Below are 3,652 nucleotides of genomic sequence, written 5' to 3' on the forward strand. Positions count from 1 at the left end.
CGCGCCGGGATCGGCCAGCCCCGGCAGCACGCCATCGGCCAGCGCCACCTGCAGCCGGTCGTCGGCCACCCCGGCACGCGTCAGCAGGTCGATCACCCGCAGCAAGCGGCCGGGACCCTGGCCCCGGCCCCGCTCGAGGGCAGGCCCGATGGCCGCCCGCAACGACGAAGGTATTGGTTTCCCGTGAAACATTCTCGGCCCCAATGGGATTGGGGCCGTCTGAGCCATCCAGACGTCATCAGCAATGGCTCGGGACAGATATGTGACGTCGGCGAACGCCGCTCCCGCTCCATCCGGCAACTCGTGCAGGGCCCGCCAGGCGTCCGCTGTCGTGGCGCCGACCACACCGGCGAGCACATCGGAGATGATGTGCGACGCCTCGGACCCGACCACCGCGCCCAACGGCGAATGCGCGGCGATCACCTCATGGGCCTCGACCTGCGCGTCGGCGAATTCCGGATGTCCGGCCACCGCCATCGCCATCGGCCAGGCCGGGTGCAGTCCGTCGTCGCGCACCTGGGTGGAGAACGTGTCGATGTCGTCGAGCACGCGCCGTGCCGACGCCGCGTCGAGCAGCACCACCTGTGCCATCACCGACCACCTGGTGACCCCGATGCGATGCCCGCCGGCGGTACGGTGCGGATCGCCGCCGAGCTCGCCCAACGAGACGGTCTCGGATTCGCTGATCACCACCATTCCGGGCTCGATGGCGCCGAGGTCCTCGAGCGGGACCGCGCTCAGCACCTGCCCGGTGTGCGGCGTCACCTGATCGGCCCGGTCGAACGTGGAAAAGCTCAGCCGTGCGGCGGTGCCCGGCGACATCAGGAAACTCACCAGGCCGATCCACTGGGCCGCCGCGTCCGGCGACTGCACGCCGAGGACCACCGGAGGCCCGCCCGCCAGGGCTGCGGCCACCGCGTCGAGCAGGGCGAACAATGTGGCCAGGCGCCAGGTGGCGCGGTCCAGCGCGAAGGCCACCACACTGTCCTTCGTCACCGCATCGCCCAGCTCCGGCTGGGTGCCCGGCAGCAGGGCCCGGGCCACGGCGGCCGGGCCGTACGGCGTCAGCCAATGCGGGGCCCGCCACCACTGAATGGCCCGGTGGCGCGGATGAGTATGGGGCGCACGGTCCAGCAGCACGTGCGCGAACACGTTGCCCGGCCTGCCGGTGCTGTCCGACCCGGCCGGAAAGGTGTGCCAGCAGGCGGCGCCGTCCTCGAGGGCGCGATAGGCCAGCCGGCGGGGACTCTGCTCGAGCTGTTCGGGGGTGGGGAAATCCGGTACCGGGCCGATCGGCCGGAACACGGTCCGCACGCCGGTGATCAACGCTTGCGTCTCGGTCGGCGTCAGGCCGCCGATGGTCTCTTTCACCTGCCAGCCGCCGGCGGTACCGACGGAATCGAACGATGTGTAGGCAAGCTGGCCGTAGCGCGACGTCATAACACCGTCGCGGTGAGCTGCAAGGTCTGCACCGGCGGGTCCAGGAGGGCCACCGTGCGCAGCCGCGCCGGGTCGGCAATGTTGACGAACAACCGAATCCAGCCGTGCAGACCGCTGACGTTGGCGGCCCACAGTTCACCGCTGCCCGAGGCGGTCAGCGCCGTCCAGCGCAGTTGTTTGGACGGTTGATCGGCCAGCTGCCCCTGGGCGTCGAGCGGGGCCACGTCGACCGGCTGGCCGTCGTGCACGCTCAGCGGCATCCGTTGCGGGTTGTTGACCAACACGAACGACGGTGACCCGGGCACGTCGTATTCGGACCGGACGGCGACAGTGGCCGTGGTGGGATATCCGTTGGGGTCGCGGCCGATTCGCACCGCGTACTGCAGGCGCAGCATGCCCGGATACTCGATGCTGGCCACCGGGCCCGTCACGCGGCGCCCACCGGAGAACGCCACCGGCGCCAGGTGCAGCGAGCAGCCGCCGACCGGGAGCGCACCGGTCAGGTGCATGCCCCCGTACTTCTCGTAGTCCTCGAGCGAGATCTCGAAAGACCTGCCCGTCAACCCCGCACGAGGATCGTGGTCCTTGGGCGCGAGGGTCACCACCACGCCGGCCGCACCGTCGGGCCAGTCGAAGGTGAGTATCTGCTTGTTGCAGTACTCCACGAGCTCGATGTCGCGGATGGTCCCGGTGCGCACCGCGGACACGGTGCGGCCCAGCACGGCCCGGCCGGCCAGGATCGTCACCGGCGTCACGTAGGCCCGGCTCCAGCCCTGCGGCCACGGCACGCCACTCATCAACGTGCGGTGGCTGCCATCGGGTTGCGGTTGGTCGACCACCGGACGACGCAGACGCAGCTCGGGAGTCAATCCCACCTGCTCGAGCGCATTCTCGGGCAACTCGGTGGATACCCCACCGGCGCTCAGACCGGTCTCGCTGAGGTAGACCGCGACCTCGGCCCCGGGGGCGGCCCACGATACGTCGAACGAGGCGCCGTCGAATGCGGTGTCGACATCGATGTCGGTGACGGCGGTGAGCACCGCCGGCAGCTCGAGCTCGATGTCCGCCGGTTGCGACAGATGCACGGCGCCGTCGACCTCGACCGCGCGGCGCATCCGGTAGCGGTATCGCCTGCCGCGGGCCGCGCCGGTATCGACGAATCCGGCCAGGTTGTCACTGTCGGCCAGGATCCGGTACGGCGTCTCGTCCTGCGCAGCGTCGGCGTCGTCGACCGGTATGCGGTGGACGTGCACGGCGCTCGTCGCCGGCGGGGCGGTCCACTGGCCGACGACCAAACCGTTGTCCTCCCGGACCGATACCTCGCCGAGCGGGGCGACCAACACCCCGCTGGCGTACAGCACCGGCCGGGTACTCAGCGCATCCGCGCGGGACGCCCCGGTGATCACCCAGACCTGGTAGTAGCGCACCGGCCCGGTCAGCGGCCGGTCGTCACTGGCCGCCGACAACGGGGTGGCCGCAACGAGGTCGGCGTTCTCCGAGGATTTCGGTGCCCGGTCGTCGGCGCTGACCACCCGGTACAGCACCACTCCGCCGTTGGCCTGGTAGTCGGGCCAGCTCAGTTCGACGACGTCGGGGCGGGAATCCCCGTGCCGGAACGAGATGGCATGGATGTCACCCGCCGCCGGGCCCGACGGATCCGCCGCCACGGCGGGCGGCTGGGTTTCCAGCTCGGCCAGCACGCGGGCCATCTCTTCGGCGTGTTCGGCGACCGATCCCGGCAGCATCTCGCGGATCTGCTCGACCTCGGTGCGCCCGGACCGGAGCACGAGGCGCAGGTGCGCCTCCTTGAAGCTGCGGGCCGCCACCGCACCAGAGTCGACCAGCTGCTGGCGCCAGGCCAGCAGCGGCGCCAGCCGCGGATCCGCGTCGTCGGGATCGTCGACGGGATACAGATCAGGCATCAGAACACCAAATCCCCGCCGGACGTGATCGCTGTGGGTCACCTACTCCGGCAGCTCGAACAATGCGAACTCCTGAGGTGTCGGGCCCTCGCTGGCCCACACCCCCGGAAACGCTACCGCAGCAGCGGCTCCGTCACCGCCACATGGTGGGCCCGGACCCGCCGCGACGGCTTCGCCCGCCACCACCTGACCAGCTGGGCCTCCTACGACGGCGAACAACTGATGCGCGAGGCCGTCGGGGTGCCGGAAGACTGGATGCTGGCGGGCCCCGTCGTGGTGGGGTGGGCGCG

The 3,652-nt window shown here is 70.8% G+C and carries 2 protein-coding genes and 1 pseudogene; 1 reads left to right on the forward strand and 2 read right to left on the reverse strand.

All coding sequences use genetic code 11. The features are described from left to right. Window positions 1-1,440 (reverse strand): GAP1-N2 domain-containing protein (locus BN4332_RS22860; RefSeq protein WP_494337820.1); only part of this gene is annotated, 1,440 nt, incomplete at its 3' end. Next, complete coding sequence (locus tag BN4332_RS22865) at window positions 1,437-3,362, reverse strand: SaeA-related protein (protein ID WP_066901799.1); 1,926 nt, start codon at window positions 3,360-3,362, stop codon at window positions 1,437-1,439. The genes BN4332_RS22860 and BN4332_RS22865, both read right to left, overlap by 4 nt. Before the next feature lie 186 nt (window positions 3,363-3,548). Here BN4332_RS22865 and BN4332_RS35610 point away from each other — a divergent pair. After that, window positions 3,549-3,652, forward strand: a pseudogene (locus BN4332_RS35610) (nitroreductase family protein); the annotation flags it as partial.

Source organism: Mycolicibacterium houstonense (assembly GCF_900078665.2).
Classification (GTDB): Bacteria; Actinomycetota; Actinomycetes; order Mycobacteriales; family Mycobacteriaceae; genus Mycobacterium; species Mycobacterium houstonense.

Coding starts and splice junctions, on each gene's coding strand:
- BN4332_RS22865 (WP_066901799.1), bottom strand. CDS start 3,362: ATGCCTGATCTGTATCCCGTCGACGATCCCGACGACGCGGATCCGCGG.